Raw genomic sequence first — 16,128 nt, 5'->3', positions numbered from 1 at the left:
AGCCGCACAACGCGGGAGGAGACGATGACGGCAACGCGCATCTATGCAGGCGCAGGGCATTCACCCTCTGGAGCAGGCGGCCTGTTCCGCCGCGAGGTCGGCAACGGCGGCTGGCAGGCGCTGAAGAACGGCTTGCCCGAGAACGTCGAAGTCCGCGCGTTCGCGATCCATCCCCAGAACACCGACGTGATCTACGCCGGCACGCAGGACGGTCCCTATCGCAGCACCGACGGCGGCAATCGCTGGGAGCGGCTCGGCTTCCCCGAGCGGAACGCCGTGGTGTGGTCGCTCTGCATCCATCCCACGCGGCCGAACATCCTGTATGCCGGTCTCGCGCCGGTCGCCCTGTATCGCAGCGAGGACGGCGGCGACACGTGGGCCAAGGTGACGACGGCCCGCTCGCCGGCGCACTGCGAGAAAGACGGCTTCGACACGCGCACCATCCGCATCACCGTCGATCCGAGCCGTCCCGACGACGTCTACGTCGCGCTCGAAGTGAGCGGCGTCATTCGCAGCAGCGACGGCGGCGAAACCTGGAGCGACGTCTCGGAGCCTCTCATCGAGCTCTGCGCAGAGCCGCATCTCAAGAGCAACGTCGGCGGCCGCGCGTGCGGCGATTGCGAAGGCATGCTCGATTCGCATGCGCTGGCGATCAGCAAGGCGGCGCCCGGCACCGCGTTCCTCGCGTTGCGCATGGGTCTTTTTCGCAGCTACGACCGCGGCGCGAACTGGCACGACATGCGGATCGGCCGTTTTTCGCCGCTGACCTATTGCCGCGACGTGATCGTCTCGCCGCACGATCCTCTCGTGATGTATGCGTGTCTCTCGCAGGCGGCGTTCAGCACCGCCGGTTCGGTCTATCGCAGCGGCGACCTGGGAGAGACGTGGCAGCGCTTCGACCGCGGCATCCAATGCGAATCCACGATGATGGGCGTCGCGGTGCATCCGCACGACCCTGCCCGCGTGTACTGCATCGCGCGCGGCGGACAGGTCTTCGGCACCGAGGATTCCGGGGACTCGTGGAACGAATACCGCCTGCCCGCAGGCGTGGAGGACGCTTACACCGTAGTCTGCATCTGAGAGGAGCGTAAGAGATGATGTTGCAACATCGCGCTTTTGCATGGGCGCTCGGAGTTGCGAGCCTCGTAACGGTTACCGCCGCTTTCGCCCAGACCGGCTATCCCACCCGCCCGATCCGCATGATCGTGCCGTATCCGCCCGGCTCCGGCACCGATTTCACCGCGCGCGAAGTCTCGGCGCTCTTCCATAAAGCGCTCGGCCAGCCGGTCGTCATCGACAACCGTCCCGGTGCGGGTGCGACCGTCGGCCACGGCATCGCGAGCAAGTCGGCGCCGGACGGCTACACGCTGCTCCTCGCGACGACCGGCGGCATGGTATCGGGACCGGCGCTCATGGGCTCGAAGATCCCGTACAACTCGGTGAAAGACTTCGAGCACATCGGGCTCGCGACCTACGTGCCGTACGCGTTCGCGGTGACCGCGAGCGTTCCCGCGCAGACCACCAAGGAATTCATCGACCTCGCGAGGGCCGCGCCGCGCAAGTACATGGTCGCCTCACCGGGTGTGGGCACGCCGAACCATCTCGGCGCCGCCCAGCTCATGACGCTCACCGGTATCGACCTCGTGCACGTGCCTTACAAGGGCAGCGCCATCGCCATGAACGACCTCGTGGCGGGCGGTGTGCACTCCATCGTCACGAGCCTGCTCTCGCTCATGCCGCATCACCGCGCCGGCCGCATCCGCGTGCTCGGCGTCGGGCACACCCAGCGCATCAAGGCCTATCCCGAGATCCCGCTGATGTCCGAGGCGGTGCCCGGCTACTACAACACCGGCTGGTGGGGCATCGCCGCGCCGGCGGGCACGTCGAAAGCGACCGTCGCGCGCTTGAACGAGATCATGGTGAAAGGCCTGCACTCACCCGAGGTCTCGGCGCGCTTCGAGAAGGCCGGCCTCGAGCTCGCGACCAGCACGCCGGACGGCTTTCGCGACCTGATCAAAACCGATCTCCAGGCGTGGACCAAGCTGATCAAGGACACGAAGATCACCGTCGATGTCTTGCCGTAACCCCGACGGGACATCCAGGACTGACCGGTCGCAATCCGCGCGAAGTCCGCGCGAATGACGACATGCTGGAGCTCCTCCTCAAGCTGGCGGTCGGAACTGGAGCGTTTGCGATCTACCGGCGATGGGCTAAGGGCGCCCAGCCGTCGAAAGCCGGAATGATGCTCACGTTCCCTGCGCTGAACGGGATGGCGTTGGCAATGACCGGGTCGAGCGGCGTCACCACCAAGGCCGCGAGTATGTTTCCCATGATCTGCCTTAACGGAGCGCTTTGCCTGGCTCTGCTCGCCGCCCTCGATGCACGGCCTCGCTTCGCGCAGCGATTTGCGGTGCCTATAGCCTTCGCCGCGCTCGGTCTATGGCTGCTCGTTGCCTGGCCGGCGCCATCCTTCACCCTGCGATGGCAAATTCTGGCGATCGCGATTTTCCTTGGCGCGGCCCTGTTCACCAGCCATCGTTACGCGCCGCTATCCCCCGTCGAAGGGCTTCGTGACGCGACGAGTTGGTGGCGCGACGCATGGCTTTGGCGCTTCTGCGCGTTGCTGGGTTGCCTGCTCGTCATCGCGCACGCCTTCGCCGACTCTCACGAGATGCTCGGGAAAGCAGGCGCCCTTCCCCTCCTTCCGCTGATCGGCATGACCACGCAAATGCAGTCCGGACAGCGGCCGAGCACGAATCAGACGGCAACCATCCTGTTCGGGCCCGTGATCGCGATGGTTTATGTGCTGGTCGTCGCATGGATTCTCGACCGCACCGAGTTACGCGCGATAGCCGGACATGACTGGCTGGCCGACACCGCTTTCGTTCTCGTGCCCGCATGGATCGCGTGTATCGGCGCGATACTTCTCGTGGCGCGAGCACTCGAGGGTCCGAGCAGACCCAAAGCGGGCTAGGCCAATCCCGCCACCTTCGCCAGCGCCTCCATCTGCTCGTCATACCGCGCGACCGGATTGACCAGCAGGTGAGTGGCGCCCGCCTCCACCAGACGCTCGAGCTGCTCCCTCACCTGCTCGGGCGTGCCGTAGACGTCCGAGTCGGCGGCGCCGCCGGGCCGGCGGTAGACGATCTGATACCAGCGGTCGAGCTCGGCTTTCGCCGCAGCGGGGCTCTCGTCCACCGATAGAAAGACGCGCTTCGAGATCGCGAAGCTCGCCGGATCGCACCCGAGCTTGTCGAGCTCCTCGCGAACGATCTGCACCGACTGCGCGAATCGCTCGGTGCTCGCCCCGCCCGCGCTGATCCAGCCGTCGCCCATCGCGACCGCGCGCCGCACCGCGTCGGGGTGGTCGCCGCCCATCCAGATCGGCGGACGCGGCTTCTGCTTAGGCTTCATGACCATGTGCGCGTGCTCCAGCCGGTAGAAGTCGCCGCTGTAATCGACCTCGTCCTGCGTCCACAGCGCCTTCACGACGTCGACGCCTTCGCGCAGCCGGCGCACGCGGCGCTCCATCGGTATCTGGAATTCCGCATAGTGGTGCTCGCGGCCGAGACCGAGGCCGAGGATCGCCCGGCCCCCGGAGAGGTAATCGAGCGTCGCGTACTGGTTCGCGATGTGGCTCGGGTTGTGCACCGGCAACACGCACACCGCGACGCCGAGGCCTATGCGCGTGGTCGCAGCCGCGGCGTAGGTCAGGACCAGCGCCGGATCGAAGCTGAAGACCCAGTCGAGCGTGTTCTCGGTCACCCACAGGTCGCGAAAGCCCAGCGCCTCGGCGCGCTGCGCGAAGTGCCGCACGGTCGACGCGTCGATCGCCTCGGGTGAACGGTGCGGCAGGGAGATGCCTACGGGTATGCGGTCCTTGATCGCCATCGTGTCTCTCGCTCGGCATTGAAAGTCGCCGGAAGTCCTGCGATGCTACCGCAGGGAGGAAAATGCCATGAGCAACGAAGCACACGAGCATCACGACGGCCGCCGCGTAGAAGACTTCCGACTCATCACCGGCGCCGGCTGTTACGCATCCGACTGGAACGTCGCCGGCCAGCTCTACGGCCATTTCGTGCGCTCCGACCGCGCGCACGCCGAGATCGTCTCGGTCGATATCGAGAAAGCGCTCGCCTCTCCGGGCGTGAAGCGCATCTTCACCGGTGAGGACGCGGTGCGCGCGGGCTACACCAGAGCGCCGCACACCATGCAGTTCGTCGGCAAGAACGGCATGAAGGCGCTGGCGCCCGACCGCCCGGTGCTCGCGCACAAGAAAGTGCGCTTCGTGGGCGAAGCGGTCGCGCTGGTCGTCGCGGACACCGCGGGCGCAGCGCAGGATGCCGCCGATCTCGTGGAGATCGAGTATCGCGATCTCCAGAGCGTCACCGATCCGGAAGGCGCGCTGGCGCAAGGCGCGCCGCTGCTCTCCGACCAGGTGCCCGGCAATCTCGCGTGGGAGCACGAGGTCGGCGACGAGAAAGCCGTCGAAGCGGCGTTCGCCCAGGCCGCGCACATCACCAAGGCCAAGGTCATCTCGACGCGCGTCGCGCCGAATCCGATGGAGCCGCGCTCGTGCCTCGTCGCCTACGACGCGAAGGCCGACACCTATCGCATCCACTCGCCGATGCAGGGTGTGGGCACGCTGCGCTCGCAGCTCTCGGCGTATACCAAGGTGCCGCAGGAGAAGCTGATCTTCGAAGCGCGCGACGTCGGCGGCGGCTTCGGCCAGCGCTCGGGCGCGTATCCCGAATACGCGGCGCTGATGATCGCCGCGAAAGAGTGCGGCGCGCCGGTGAAATGGGTCGGCCGGCGCACCGAAGGCCTGCTCACCGATACGCACGGCCGCAACATGATCGCCTACGGCCAGCTCGCGCTCGACAGGGACGGCAAGTTCCTGGCGATGCGCCTGGATTGGATCGTCGACCTCGGCGCGTATCTTTCGCCCGGCGCGCAGGGACACATCCGCAACACGACCAACTGCATGACCGGCGTCTACGCGATTCCGGCGCTCTACGGCACCTATCGCATCCCCATCACCAACACCACCCCGATCGGCGCCTATCGCGGCGCGGGACGGCCCGATATCGCCTACACCGTCGAGAGCCTGGTCAACCAGGCCGCGGCCGAGATCGGGATGGACCCGGCGGAGCTGCGCCGGCGCAACTTCATTCCTCCGAACGCGTTTCCTTATACGTCGCCGAGCGGCGGCAGCTACGAGATCGCGGACATGCCGGGGGTTCTGAAGAAGGCGCTCGACCTCGCCGACTGGGGCGGCTTCGCCGCGCGACGCGAGAAGTCGAAGCAGGCCGGCAAGCTGCGCGGCATCGGCATCTCGACCGTCATCGAGAACACCGGCCTCGGCAACGCGCCGGCCGACGAAGTCGAGATCCGGCTCGACGCGAGCGGCACGGTCAGCCTCTTCACGGTCAGCAAGACCCAGGGCCACGGCCACGAGACCACGTTCGGCTCGATCGTCGCCGACGCGCTGCAGATCCCGCTGGAGAAAGTAAAGCTCCGGCAGTGCGAACCCGGCACCACGCTCAAGGGCAACGGCACCGGCGGCTCGCGCAGCACCGTCGGCGCGGGCAGCGTGTGCCACCTCGCGGCGTTGAAGCTGATCGACGAAGGCAAGGCCCTCGCCGCGCTGCAGATGGGCGTCGAGCCTTCGCAGGTGTCGTACGCCCACGGCGAGTTCAAGTCCGATGCGTCGGATCGCGTGATCGCGCTCGCTGACCTTGCGAAAGAGAAGACGCTTTCCTACATGGCCGACGGCAAGTTCGGCTCGACCTATCCCAACGGCTGCCACATCGCCGAAGTCGAAGTCGATCCCGACACCGGCCACACCGAGGTCGTCTCGTATTGCGCGGTCGACGACATCGGCGTGGTGATCAACCACGCGATCGTCGAAGGGCAGCTGCACGGCGGCGTCGTGCAGGGCGCAGGACAGGTCTTCGGCGAGCAGGTGTACTACGACCCCGAGTCGGGCCAGCCGTTGACCGCTTCCTTCATGGATTACTACATGCCGCGGGCGGGGTTGATTCCGGGCATCAAAGGCGAGGAGCATCCGACGAAGAGCACGGTGAGCCCGCTGGGGGTCAAAGGTGTGGGAGAGTCAGGCTGCACTGCTTCCATTCCCGTGCTCGTCGGGGCAGTGCACGATGCGCTGCGGCAGGTTGGAGCGAAGGCGATCGATATGCCGCTGACGCCGGCGCGGGTGTGGCGGGCGCTTAGCGAGGCCGCGCGGTAGGCGCAGACAATCTCGGCGCTCCCTTGCGAGACCGCAGCGCCGAAACCATCATGATCGATACGGTCAATATGGAACGCCGATCATGATCACCGAGATCAGTGCCGTCGCATTTCGTCAGAACCTGGGCGAAATGATCAACCAAGTCCAGTTTCGCAAGGACAGCATCGTCATCACCAAAGACGGCCGCCCCGTCGCCGCGTTGATCGATGCCAAGCTCTTCGAGCGGATCCGGCGCATGCAGGAGCGCTTCGACGCCCTCTCCGCCCGCTTGGCCGAAGCCTATGCAGACGTCCCCGAAGGCGAAGGAATGGCGGAGATCAAACAGACTGCCGCACGAGCGCGCGGCGAGCTCAAGGCAGAACGCAGCGAGCCTGCTCGAACTGCGAAACGCAAGAAAGGCTGATCCTTGCCCACGCTGCGCGTGGTGCTGGATACGAATGTTCTTGTGTCCGGCATCGCGTACCCCGGCAGCACTCCGGGGCGCATCCTGGCCGCATGGCGGCAAGGCGCCATCGACGTCATCCTGTCGCATACATACTACAAGAGCTTGGACGCGTCCTGCCTCGACTGAACCATCGCCTTCAGTGGCAGCCTCAGGACTTCGCTGATTTCATCGACCTTCTAGCGATCCAGACCGCGCTGGTGGAGCCCGAACCGCTCGATCCAAACGTTTCACGCGATGTCGCCGATGTGCCCGTGCTCGGCACTTTCATCGCGGCGAAGGCCGATTACCTCATCACCGGGGATGATGATCTGCTCGCACTCGCTGAGCGCTACCCCATCGTGAATCCCGCGGAATTCTGGCGCAGGCACGGAAGCTAGCGATACAGTACTGACGAATTCGCATCGCGTCAGGGCAATCTTGCCCAGCCGGCTCTTCTCGCTTGCCGGGCGCGCTGGTCGTCCAGCTTCTGTAATACCATGTGATAAGCGCCGAACTCATGGTCTCCAAATCCATGCGCGCAACCCCATAGGTAGAGCTGGAACCGCCGGAACTGCCGCTCGCCCCATCTCGCAACGATGTTGCTCCGCGCGGTTTCCAACCGCTTCGCCCATTCCAACGTCGTCAGGCGATAGCTCTCGCGATCGTCGACGACCTTCAGCACCTCGAACGGACTCTTAGCCACCGCTTCGAGATATTCATGCGGGACCAAAGGCGTCGCATTCCCCGGCCAAATGTGCCGCTTGATGAATGCGGAGAACGGAAACTTCACGCGTGAGCTGCACGCGTCGAGGAAGACCCGGCCGCCGGGTTTCATCGCCTTCGATGTCGACTTCCCGCGCAGGAAAGCTTCGCCGAGGCGCAGGTCGCTGCGCAGGAGCAGCGCGCGCACCGCGGCGCTGGTGTGCAGGCTGCATCGGAACGCGGGCGCCGACGGTCCGCAACGGGTGACCGCGCCGTCGGGCCAGCACACTTCGAAGGAGGTGGAAGCGGTGCGTTACGCGGCTATCGCCGCTAATCGTACTGTGTCATCGCGAGGCTCGCACAGCGAGCCGCGACGATCTCGTGGCGCACGAGCCGTCCCGAGCGCCTCGGGATTGCTTCGTCGCCGCGCGCGCGGCTCCTCGCAATGACACAGTAGGACTAACGCACCCTACGCAGAATCCCTACCTGGCCAACCCCAGCGCCTCGTCGACGCTCATCTCGCGCACGTGCGCGGCCGCGACGTCTGCGCTGTGGCCCTGCCGCACGAACGGCGCGAGCTCGATCAGCAGGCGCTCGGCGAGCGCCTGCGTGAACGCGAAGGACGCGCTCGCCCCGACGGCGTTGCCGTCCCGCGCGTGCAGCTCGAGGTTGTCGAGGCACGTCGCGAGCTGCGGCGCTTCGAGCGAGGTGACGGCGCCTTTGAGCAGCACGACGTCCTGCACCACCGCGTCGAAATCCTCGTTCATGAGCGATTCGCGGATGCGGCTCAGCACGTCCGGCGCGTGGTAGAGCACGAGCTCGGCGACGCGCGACAGCAGCCTCGGGTCCCCGCCCAGCCTGGCCTGGCTCATGTGGCGGCCGAGCACGCTGAGCTTCACACGCTGCTCCGCGGCATCGGTCTCGATCGCGGTCAGCAGCAGCTGCTTGCTCGCGAGCTGGCCCTGCATCGCTTTCAGGCCCAGGAGCTCGCTGACGCAGGTCTGGAGCTCGACGAAGGTGAACGGCTTCAGGAGAAATTCGTCGACGCCCTGCTGCAGCGCATTCCTCAGGATGCCCGCGTCGATCGCGGCGCTCACGATGACGATCGGCACGCTGTGCGTCGAACGGCTCATGCGCAGCACGCGGCTGAACGCCACGCCGTCGATCTCGGGCATCATGAAGTCCACGATGACGAGGTCGGGCGGGTTGTCGAGGCAGTGATCGAGCGCCGCCGTCGGGTCGCTGAACGCGAGGACGTCGCACTGCGGCAGCTTGGCGACGATCTCCTTCATCACGGTCAGGCTTACCGGATCGTCGTCTACGATGACTATGTTCATTCAGCGTCTCCCATGTCGGATGGCGTCAACTGAAAGGCGCTGAAGGAGCGGCAACGGGCGCGGACTGATGTCGGCCCGGGAAAGGCTCACGTTCGGCGGTCCCGCTACCGTAGAGCGCGCGCTCCTTAGGCCGGTGACTTTGCGTCGCCGTCTTTCGACGGGTTTGCCCTTTCGACGGGTGAAGGCTACACGTTCGGGCAGCCGCGTTCTGTGGCGTTCGACACGGTCGAGGCAATCGGAACTATGACTGTTTGTCGAGATAGTGCTTCTCCAGGAACTCGGACCTGAAGACCTGCGGCGGCGTCGGGATGTCGGGGCGGCCTTCCGGGGTGAAGTCCATCAGGTTCCAGTACGCCCACACGGTGTCGACGTGGTTCGCTCCGAGCTCGGTGCCCCAGAAATGGAAGATGTCGGCGCCTTCCCGCCTGAAGACATGCATCACCGGCCGCTGCATGTCGTCGGAGTCACCCTGGCATTTATAGTCCGCCTGGTAGGTCGCCTTGAAGCCGGAAACCAGCTCGATCTGCGACCAGCCGCGCTGATGCGCCCAGTCGTTGATGCGCTCGGGCTGGGCCTTGGCGATCGCGACGAACGCCGCGTTGCGCGTGACCTGGTACCAGGTGCGATCGAAGCCGTCGACCAGCGAGGTGCACGACGGACACGGCTTGTCCCAGCCCGGACCGAACATGAACGAGTACATCAGCAAGGTCGTCTTGTCGCCGAAGAGCTCCGAGAACTTCACGTCCCTGCCGACCTTGCCGTCGTTCGCCCACTGGAAAACGTAGTCCTCCTTGAGCTTGCCGCCGCGGGGCAGCCTGCGGCGCTTTTCCGCCACGGCCTTGACCTTGTCGATGAGCGCCTGCTCGTCTTTCAGGAGCGCATCGCGCGCGTCGCGATACTCTGTGCTCTCGTTGGGATACCGGGGTTCGCTCATCGGGGTCTCCTGTCGGCGATCGAGGCTCGATCAGTATAGCCGCGGCCTCGAAGCGCCCGGCCGGCCCTCGTCACGGATCCGGCACGAAGCGCACGTCGGCCGGAAACGGCTGCGGCTCGCGCCGAGAGTGGACCGGCGACGGCGCGGGGATCACGCCCATCGCCACGAGGTTCTCGCGGCGGTCGTACTGGATCGCGACCGTTTGCGCCGGGCTGTCGGTGGCGCGCTCGAACTGGACGAGGGTCACGCGCGAGGCTTCGTCGCGGCCGTGGCCGGTGCCGAGCTTCGCCGACGCGCGCGGCGGGCGCATCGAAGGTTCCTGGCGCGCGAGCTCGTCGGCGCTCGAGCCCGCGGGCCCCGCGGCGGATTCGGCTTCGGGCGCCGCCTGCCCGCGCGCGATGGCCTGATCGCGGCGGGAGATGATGTGCTCCTTCTCGCGAAACGCCGCGACGCCGATGACGCCGACGTCGTTGGGGCGCCCGGTGCGCGCCGCGTAGGAATTCCGGTGCTCGGTGAAGAAGAACGCCGCGGTGCGCTCCAGGCTCTTGCGCCAGCCGATGATCTCGACCGATCCCCACGGCTCCAGGACGTAACCCGATTGCGACGCCGCCGCGGTGTCGCCGGAGATCACGTTCACGCCGTCGACGCTCGTCACGACGAGCACGCGGCCGCCGGTCGTGTTACGGATGCGCAGCGCGTATTCATGGCCCGGCGTGCCGACGACGTAACGGCGCCCGTCCCTGGCATACACCGCGAGCGGGGAACCGCGGGTGCGGTCGTACACGTCCACCTGCACCAGTCCCGGCCTCGCGATCGGCGGCGGCGCCCGTAACGGCTCGTGCGCGGCGCATGCACTTACGGCGAGTCCCAGCACCGCCGCGAGCAGCGCGCGGCGCGTCATCGATAGTGCGCGATCCATGATTCGCTCTCCCGTTCGCGACCGGCGCGGCGCCGGTCTCACCGCTGCTCAAACGCGGGACGGGACCGAATGGGGTTAACCTAACGACCCAATCGAGGGGGAGGCGTCATGCGGAGAGATTCGCGGTTGGCCTTGTGCGCGGCGTTCGCCGCGATGCTGTCGGTCGGGGCGCACACGACGTACGCACAGGAGCCGTATCCGGTCCGTCCCGTGCGCACGGTGGTCGCATTCGCCGCCGGAGGCGGCACCGACATCGTCGCCCGTTCGCTCGCCGCACGTCTGTCTTCGCGCTTCGGCCAGCAGTTCGTCGTCGACAACCGGCCGGGCGCCGGCGGCACCACCGGCATCGAGCTCGTCGCCAAAGCGCAACCGGACGGCTACACGCTGCTCGTCGTGTCGAGCAGCTTCGCGGCCAACGCGGCCTTGCGCAAAACCTCCTACGATCCGGTGAACGGCTTCCAGCCGATCTCGCTCCTCACGCGCCAGGCGCTGCTCGTGCTCGTGCATCCTTCGGTGCCCGCGAGCAGCGTGAAGGAGCTGATCGCGCTCGCAAGAGCGAAGCCCGGTGTCCTGAGCTACGGCTCGTCCGGCAACGGCGGCATCCAGCATCTCGCCACCGAGATGTTCAAGAACATGGCGAACGTCGACCTCGTGCACGTGCCCTACAAAGGCACGGCGCCGGCGTTGACCGATCTCATGGCGGGCCAGATCCAGATGGCGATGCTGTCGATCGTCGGCTCGCTGCCGCAGGTGCGGTCGGGCAAGCTCAGGGCGCTCGCAGTCTCGAGCGCGAGCCGCTCCGAAGCCGCGCCCGACATACCGACGGTCGCCGAAGCGGGCGTGCCGGGTTATGCGTTCTATGGCTGGTATTGCCTGCTCGCCCCCGCGAAGACCCCGCGCAGCATCGTGAGCGCGCTCAACGCCGGCGTGGTGAGCGCGCTGCAATCGCCCGACATGCGCGACCGCCTCGCGGCGGACGGCAGCACCGCCGTGGGCAGCTCCGCCGACGAGCTCGGCGCGCACATCCGCAACGAGATCGCACGCCTGACGAAGCTGGTGGCGCAAGCGAAGATCCGCGTGGACGATTCGCGTTGATACGCGCGATCGCGGTTCTCGTCTGTCTGTCAGCGGGCTCGGCTTCGGCGCAGACCGCCGACGCCGATCTCGCGGCCATCGCGTCATGGGTCGCAGTCGACGCCGCGACGGGCTACGAGACCCGGACGGCGCCTGCATTGGGCGATTGGCGCGCCGACCGCTGGGGCAACCTCGTCACGACCATCGGCTCCGGCTCGCCGCATCGCATCGTCGCGTGCGCGCTCGATCGTCCGAGCCATGCGGTGACGCAGATCACCGACAACGGTTACCTCCGGCTGCATCGCATCGGCCGCGGCTCGCGCCATCCGTTGTGGGACCAGCAGTTCGAAGCGCAGCAGGTGCGCGTGCTCACGGCTCGCGGCCCCGTCGCCGGTGTCATTGCGCGCGCCAACCAGCACTTCTCGCCGCAGCACCGGCGCGAGACCGATCCGGTCACCGCCGACGATCTGTGGGTCGACGTGGGCGCCGAATCGCGCGCCGACGTCGAGGCGCTCGGCATCGCGCTGCTCGATCCGATCGCGCGTCACCTGCCGCCATGGCCGATCGCGGGCGCGCTGGCGGGTCCCGACGCGGGACGGCGCACCGGTTGCGCCGCAGTGGTTGCGATCGCTGCGGCTGCACGGCGCGGCGGCACGAAAGGCCGCATCACCTTCGTGCTGAGCGCGCAGGAAGTCCTGGGATGGGTCGGCCTCTCCTCGCTGATCGCACACGGCGATCGAGCGCATGCGGTGACCGTGCTCGCGCCGGGCGAGAGCGCGCGCACCGACAACGAGCGGCCGTCGAAAGCGCTCGGCGCATTCGGCCGGGTGCTCGGCGCATCCGGCCTCGAGTCGGTGCGCTGGCTCGCGCCGTCGGTCGAGCAGGCCGGCTCGCACATGGAGATCGTGCGCGCGGCGGAGGCGGAGTGGCTGCTCAAGGCAGCGGCGGAAGCGGCGGCTGTGACTGTTGCACCGGCGTGGATCGCGGCGCCGCGGCCGGCGGCGTTTCGCGTGCACGGCGATCAGCGCGCGTTCGACGAGGTCGCGTCGCTGCTGACCGATCTCGTGGAGCGCCACGCGGTACCGGGGCGCGAATGGTCGGTGCGCCGCAAGGTCCTGGAGTCACTCCCCGCGTGGGCGCGCGAGCGCGCGGTCGTCGACGACATCGGCAACGTCACCATCGAAGCCGGGCCGCAGGGACCTGCGAGCGTGTTCATGGCGCACATGGACGAAGTCGGCTACGCCATCGAGTCGATCGCGAAAGACGGCACGGTGACGCTCAGGCAGCAAGGCGGCGTCGCCGCGTCGGCATGGGAAGGCCAGACCGCTCTCGTCCACTTCGATCCGAAGGGCGCACCGAGCACGATCACGGGCGCTGGCGACGACCTCGATCCGCGCTGGAAGGCGCAGTCGCTGAGCGCCACTGCGACTCCGCCATTGCGCGGCGTGTTCCGGATACGGTCGGAGGCGAAGCAGAGACATCCCGACGCGCTCCAAGCGTGGTTCGGGCTGGACGCCGCGGGACTTGCCGCGCATGGCGTCGGCGTAGGTACGGCGGTGACGAGCCACAAGGAAGGCCTGCGCCTCGGCCGCACGCGTTACGCCGGGCGCGCGCTCGACGATCGCGCCGGAACCACCGCGCTGCTGCGCGCGATCCAGCGCATCGATCCCGACAAGCTCCCAGGCCGGGTGATCTTCGCGTTCTCGGTGCACGAGGAAGGCGGGTTGAACGGCGCCGCTGCCATGGCGCGACGCTTCGGACGCGCGACCGCGCGCATCTATTCGGTCGACACGTTCGTCGCGTCGGACACGCCGCTCGAATCGCCGCATTTCGCGCACACGCCGCTCGGCAAGGGACCGGTGCTGCGCGCGATCGACAGTGCCAACGTGTCGCCGGATGCGGAACGCGCGCGCGTGCAGCGCGCCGCCGCAGCCGCGCGCATTCCGCTGCAGATCGGGCTCACGCAGGGCGCGACCGACGGGACGACGTTCACCTTCCGGGGCGCGCCGAACCAGGGATTGTCGTGGCCGGGGCGTTACAGTCATTCGCCCGGCGAAGTGCTGGACCTGCGCGATCTCGAGATGCTGGCCCGGCTCATCGTCGCGGTCGCAACCGCACGCGATTAAACCGCGACGATCGGCTCGCCCTGCACGCTCGTCGACGGCTTGCCGTCGACGCCGACCGGCACGTCGCCCACCAGCGTGACGCGATAGAACTGGCGGTCGAAGTCCGAATCGAAGATGTCGCGCGGCGCCAGATGCGAGGTCGCACGGTTGTCCCAGAACGCGACGCTGCCCGGCTTCCAGCTGAAGCGCACCGTGAACTCGGGCCGCACGATGTGCTCCCACAGAAACTCCAGCAGCACCTGGCTCTCGCGCGGCGAGAGACCGACGATCGATTTGAGGAACGACGGGCTGACGAACAGCGTGCGCTCGCCGGTCTCGGGATGCACGCGCACGATCGGATGCTCGCTCACCAGCGTGCGCTTCTTCATGAGCTCGCGATACTCGGGCGTCTCGTCGACGCCCGGCGGCGGCGCGAAGCGATGCACCCCGCGCAAGCCGTCGAGGATGCCGCGCATCGTCGGCGACAGCGCGTTGTACGCCGCGACGAGATTGGTGAACTGGGTGTCGCCGCCGTACGGCGGCACGATATCGCCGCGCAGGATCGAGGCGGCCGGCGGATTGATCGCGGCGGTGATGTCGGTGTGCCAGCCCGACCACGGCCGGAACAGCACCTGCCCCTGGAAGCGGTTCGCCTTGCGATGCTTGGCGACCGAGTAGATCTGCGGGTATTCGCCGTCGCTGCCGTAGACGACGTGGCCCGCGGTCGTCTCGCCGAACTGGCGCGCGGCCGCGATGTGGCTGCGGTGGTCGAGCTGCTGATCGCGGAAGAACACCACCTTCCAGCGCAGCAGCGCATCGCGAACGGCCTTGACGTGTTCTTTCGGCAGCGGCTTGGACAGATCGACGCCGCGAATCTCCGCGCCGATGTGTATGGCCATCGGCGCGATTTCGACGCCCGCCGTCTGCTGCTCCGCCGCATCCCTCACTGCCTGTACCGACATCGACATGGCCCGCTCCTCCCTAATTGGGGTCAGGTCCACATTTTCCCGGAAAATCGGACCTGACCCCGATTATCGCTCAGCGAACGCCAGCCGGTCCTGCACCGACCATCCGAGGGCCGCGAGCTGCTCTTTCGCCAGCGGCGTAACGGTGCCGGTGACGAGCAACTGGCGATCTTTGCCGCGCAGATCGGCACGGTTCGCGAAGGCGTACACGACGTCGGTCCACGGCAGCACGTCGAGCGCCAGCGCGACCACGAGCTTGCCGTCCGGCGTCTGCGCGCCGACGAACCGGTCGAACGCGCGCACGCGCGCGAGCGGCGTGCTGCGCCCGTAGTTCGCGAGCAGCACCACCGAATTGTTGACATAGCGCGCTTCGACTTCGGAGATCGCGCGCGTGGCGAACGTCACGACCTCGGCGCGCCCTCCGACCTTACCCATCGACTCCAGGGTGAGCGTCAGCATGGTTTGCAGCGTCGGGGTGTAGTAGCCGTTCCTGATCAATGCACGCACCCGGGCGCTGTCGACACCCATCGCGTTGAGCCGTTCTTCGTTGCGCTTGTTCAGGTCGAGCGGCGGCACCTGGTACGCTTCGAGCGTGCCCTGTTCGTACGCAAGGCTCGAGTAGTGCAACGGCGCCACCACCGCGCCGAGCGTGAGGTCGACGGCGAAGGTTCCGGCAAACGAGACCTTCGCGACATCGCCGAGCTTGTCGGACAGCGGCGCGTTGGTCGTGTACGGATCGATCTTGAGACGCTGCGCCCACTCGCGGCGGGCCCTGTTGTAACCGAGCGGGTCGCCGACGAACATGCGCGGCGGCGCAGTTCCGGCCGGGAGCGCCGGGGTGCCCGCCGCGATCGGCGTGCGTCCGTCGTCGGCGCCGCTGATCCTGTCCCCCGTATTCGCGGCGGTCGAGCCGACGAAGCTCCCGACGCGGCCGAGCATGATGCCGGCGCCCGACACCAGTTTGCCGGTGGTGTCGAGCGGCTTGGTGACGAGATCGCCGGCGACTTTGACCGGCGCCACGGCCGCTTTGCCGAGCGCGGAGGCGAATTCGTCGCCCTTGCTCACTTCGGCAAGCTGGCTGAGCGCGGACAGCTCGGAGACGCGGATGTCGAGCATCTCGCGGCCTCGCGCCTCCCATACGCCGTGTCCGGATCGGATCGTGAAGCGCGGCATGAAGTTCTCGAACGTCACCCGCTCGTCGACCGTGTATCCGGTTCCCTGCAGCAGCGCTTTCGGGGCGAGCGCGCTGGCGTTCAGGTCGGGCTGCTCGTAACGCTGCTGCGCCTGCGAGGGGGTAGCAAGGGTCGAGGCGGCCAGCGCGAGCGCCAGCGCCGCTGCCGGGACATGACGTTTCATGGAGACCTCCGCATAAGGTCGCTCGTGCCGGCTCGACCCGAGCGGGGCATAAACGCGAGAGA

Annotated in this window: 15 protein-coding genes, 1 pseudogene and 1 riboswitch; of the genes and pseudogenes, 9 read left to right on the top strand and 7 right to left on the bottom strand. The window is 67.4% G+C overall.

Translation table 11 applies throughout. The features are described 5' to 3' along the window. The first annotated feature begins 24 nt into the window (after window positions 1-24). From VHP37_06330 to VHP37_06320, 3 genes are all read left to right on the top strand, one after another. Window positions 25-1,080, top strand: coding sequence for a hypothetical protein (locus tag VHP37_06330; GenBank protein HEX2825943.1), 1,056 nt, complete (start codon window positions 25-27; stop codon window positions 1,078-1,080). A gap of 14 nt (window positions 1,081-1,094) precedes the next feature. Beyond that, window positions 1,095-2,084 carry a tripartite tricarboxylate transporter substrate binding protein gene (locus VHP37_06325; GenBank protein HEX2825942.1) on the top strand — a complete coding sequence of 330 codons (990 nt, stop codon included), beginning with the start codon at window positions 1,095-1,097 and terminating at the stop codon, window positions 2,082-2,084. A 62-nt stretch (window positions 2,085-2,146) separates the two neighbouring features. Continuing rightward, window positions 2,147-2,974, top strand: a complete 828-nt coding sequence (locus VHP37_06320) for a hypothetical protein (GenBank protein ID HEX2825941.1) — start codon at window positions 2,147-2,149, stop codon at window positions 2,972-2,974. Here the strand turns inward: VHP37_06320 and VHP37_06315 are convergent. Beyond that, window positions 2,971-3,891, bottom strand: coding sequence for an LLM class flavin-dependent oxidoreductase (locus VHP37_06315; protein ID HEX2825940.1), 921 nt, complete (start codon window positions 3,889-3,891; stop codon window positions 2,971-2,973). The genes VHP37_06320 and VHP37_06315 overlap by 4 nt on opposite strands. 67 nt (window positions 3,892-3,958) lie before the next feature. Between VHP37_06315 and VHP37_06310 the strand changes: the two genes are divergently transcribed. From VHP37_06310 to VHP37_06295, 4 genes and pseudogenes are all read left to right on the top strand, one after another. Beyond that, window positions 3,959-6,250 carry a xanthine dehydrogenase family protein molybdopterin-binding subunit gene (locus tag VHP37_06310; GenBank protein HEX2825939.1) on the top strand — a complete coding sequence of 764 codons (2,292 nt, stop codon included), beginning with the start codon at window positions 3,959-3,961 and terminating at the stop codon, window positions 6,248-6,250. An 82-nt stretch (window positions 6,251-6,332) separates the two neighbouring features. Then, a complete protein-coding gene (locus VHP37_06305) occupies window positions 6,333-6,653 on the top strand; it encodes a type II toxin-antitoxin system Phd/YefM family antitoxin (GenBank protein ID HEX2825938.1) in 321 nt (106 codons plus the stop codon). Between the two features lie 18 nt (window positions 6,654-6,671). Continuing rightward, window positions 6,672-6,734 (top strand): annotated as a pseudogene (locus tag VHP37_06300) (DNA-binding protein). 11 nt (window positions 6,735-6,745) lie between these two features. Continuing rightward, the gene (locus VHP37_06295) at window positions 6,746-7,072 is read left to right on the top strand and encodes a putative toxin-antitoxin system toxin component, PIN family (protein HEX2825937.1); all 327 of its coding nucleotides are present in this window, start codon (window positions 6,746-6,748) and stop codon (window positions 7,070-7,072) included. 29 nt (window positions 7,073-7,101) lie between these two features. Here the strand turns inward: VHP37_06295 and VHP37_06290 are convergent, their stop codons facing one another. From VHP37_06290 to VHP37_06275, 4 genes are all read right to left on the bottom strand, one after another. Further along, a complete protein-coding gene (locus VHP37_06290; GenBank protein HEX2825936.1) occupies window positions 7,102-7,584 on the bottom strand; it encodes a class I SAM-dependent methyltransferase in 483 nt (160 codons plus the stop codon). Between the two features lie 274 nt (window positions 7,585-7,858). Further along, a complete protein-coding gene (locus VHP37_06285; GenBank protein ID HEX2825935.1) occupies window positions 7,859-8,713 on the bottom strand; it encodes a response regulator in 855 nt (284 codons plus the stop codon). Between the two features lie 91 nt (window positions 8,714-8,804). Beyond that, window positions 8,805-8,891, bottom strand: a riboswitch (cyclic di-GMP riboswitch). 63 nt (window positions 8,892-8,954) lie between these two features. After that, complete coding sequence (locus tag VHP37_06280; GenBank protein HEX2825934.1) at window positions 8,955-9,647, bottom strand: DUF899 family protein; 693 nt, start codon at window positions 9,645-9,647, stop codon at window positions 8,955-8,957. 70 nt (window positions 9,648-9,717) lie between these two features. Next, window positions 9,718-10,566 (bottom strand): hypothetical protein, encoded by an 849-nt coding sequence (locus VHP37_06275; GenBank protein ID HEX2825933.1) that lies wholly within the window; start codon window positions 10,564-10,566, stop codon window positions 9,718-9,720. 108 nt (window positions 10,567-10,674) lie between these two features. Between VHP37_06275 and VHP37_06270 the strand changes: the two genes are divergently transcribed. Both VHP37_06270 and VHP37_06265 read left to right on the top strand, forming a co-directional pair. After that, window positions 10,675-11,661, top strand: a complete 987-nt coding sequence (locus VHP37_06270) for a tripartite tricarboxylate transporter substrate binding protein (GenBank protein ID HEX2825932.1) — start codon at window positions 10,675-10,677, stop codon at window positions 11,659-11,661. After that, the gene (locus VHP37_06265; protein HEX2825931.1) at window positions 11,658-13,766 is read left to right on the top strand and encodes a M20/M25/M40 family metallo-hydrolase; all 2,109 of its coding nucleotides are present in this window, start codon (window positions 11,658-11,660) and stop codon (window positions 13,764-13,766) included. The genes VHP37_06270 and VHP37_06265 overlap by 4 nt, the downstream gene beginning before the upstream one ends. Here the strand turns inward: VHP37_06265 and VHP37_06260 are convergent. Together VHP37_06260 and VHP37_06255 are read right to left on the bottom strand one after the other, a co-directional pair. After that, window positions 13,763-14,707: a TauD/TfdA family dioxygenase gene (locus VHP37_06260; GenBank protein HEX2825930.1), complete on the bottom strand. Its 945-nt coding sequence runs from the start codon at window positions 14,705-14,707 to the stop codon at window positions 13,763-13,765. The two genes, VHP37_06265 and VHP37_06260, sit on opposite strands and share 4 nt — an antisense overlap. Window positions 14,708-14,776: 69 nt before the next feature. Then, complete coding sequence (locus VHP37_06255; protein HEX2825929.1) at window positions 14,777-16,066, bottom strand: hypothetical protein; 1,290 nt, start codon at window positions 16,064-16,066, stop codon at window positions 14,777-14,779. Window positions 16,067-16,128 lie beyond the last annotated feature (62 nt).

The sequence above is a fragment of the Burkholderiales bacterium genome, assembly GCA_036262035.1.
Lineage (GTDB): Bacteria > Pseudomonadota > Gammaproteobacteria > Burkholderiales > SG8-41 > JAQGMV01.
The sequence above is the reverse complement of the archived record's forward strand: the minus strand, read 5'-3'. Positions and strand labels throughout refer to the sequence as shown.

Bases quoted from the DNA above. Each gene is read 5' to 3' on its own strand.
- VHP37_06330 (HEX2825943.1), top strand. From the start codon at position 25: ATGACGGCAACGCGCATCTATGCAGGCGCAGGGCATTCACCCTCTGGA.
- VHP37_06325 (HEX2825942.1), top strand. From the start codon at position 1,095: ATGATGTTGCAACATCGCGCTTTTGCATGGGCGCTCGGAGTTGCGAGC.
- VHP37_06320 (HEX2825941.1), top strand. From the start codon at position 2,147: ATGCTGGAGCTCCTCCTCAAGCTGGCGGTCGGAACTGGAGCGTTTGCG.
- VHP37_06315 (HEX2825940.1), bottom strand. From the start codon at position 3,891: ATGGCGATCAAGGACCGCATACCCGTAGGCATCTCCCTGCCGCACCGT.
- VHP37_06310 (HEX2825939.1), top strand. From the start codon at position 3,959: ATGAGCAACGAAGCACACGAGCATCACGACGGCCGCCGCGTAGAAGAC.
- VHP37_06305 (HEX2825938.1), top strand. From the start codon at position 6,333: ATGATCACCGAGATCAGTGCCGTCGCATTTCGTCAGAACCTGGGCGAA.
- VHP37_06295 (HEX2825937.1), top strand. From the start codon at position 6,746: ATGGCGGCAAGGCGCCATCGACGTCATCCTGTCGCATACATACTACAA.
- VHP37_06285 (HEX2825935.1), bottom strand. From the start codon at position 8,713: ATGAACATAGTCATCGTAGACGACGATCCGGTAAGCCTGACCGTGATG.
- VHP37_06280 (HEX2825934.1), bottom strand. From the start codon at position 9,647: ATGAGCGAACCCCGGTATCCCAACGAGAGCACAGAGTATCGCGACGCG.
- VHP37_06275 (HEX2825933.1), bottom strand. From the start codon at position 10,566: ATGGATCGCGCACTATCGATGACGCGCCGCGCGCTGCTCGCGGCGGTG.
- VHP37_06270 (HEX2825932.1), top strand. From the start codon at position 10,675: ATGCGGAGAGATTCGCGGTTGGCCTTGTGCGCGGCGTTCGCCGCGATG.
- VHP37_06260 (HEX2825930.1), bottom strand. From the start codon at position 14,707: ATGTCGGTACAGGCAGTGAGGGATGCGGCGGAGCAGCAGACGGCGGGC.
- VHP37_06255 (HEX2825929.1), bottom strand. From the start codon at position 16,066: ATGAAACGTCATGTCCCGGCAGCGGCGCTGGCGCTCGCGCTGGCCGCC.